This window comes from Lentimicrobium sp. S6 (genome assembly GCF_013166635.1).
Classification (GTDB): domain Bacteria; phylum Bacteroidota; class Bacteroidia; order Bacteroidales; family UBA12170; genus UBA12170.
Map to the genome: position 1 here is coordinate 1 of NZ_JABKBZ010000297.1, position 383 is coordinate 383.

The window sequence follows — 383 nt, forward strand, 5'->3', positions numbered from 1 at the left end:
ACTGGCGATACATTCTATGGTAATATTGGCTGGATTGCTTGCTGTTGGATTTACATTATCTAAGATTGTAATAGTCTGTGTTGTAGATGCTGTATTTCCGCCTCCATCTGTATAAGTCCATGTTCTGGTGACAGTTCCGTTACAATCTGTGCCAACTATAGCAGCGTCTGTTCCGGCTACACTTCCTGAACCATCGCAATTATCTGTCCAAGATAAATTGCTCATCACTGGGACATCGTCGATACATGTTACTGTTACATCGGCTGGGGCTGCTGCGAATACTGGATTCGTAGCATCCTCTATAATAATATCTTGTGTTACATTGATACTGTTTCCACAAGCATCTGTTACTGAATAGGTTCTGGTAATGGTCTTGGGATTTG

1 protein-coding gene is annotated in these 383 nt (G+C 41.8%); it reads right to left on the reverse strand.

Annotation, left to right across the window (positions count from 1 at the left end; genetic code table 11):
• Positions 1-383: hypothetical protein (locus HNS40_RS22795; RefSeq protein ID WP_216664218.1), on the reverse strand; the 383-nt coding region annotated here is incomplete at both ends.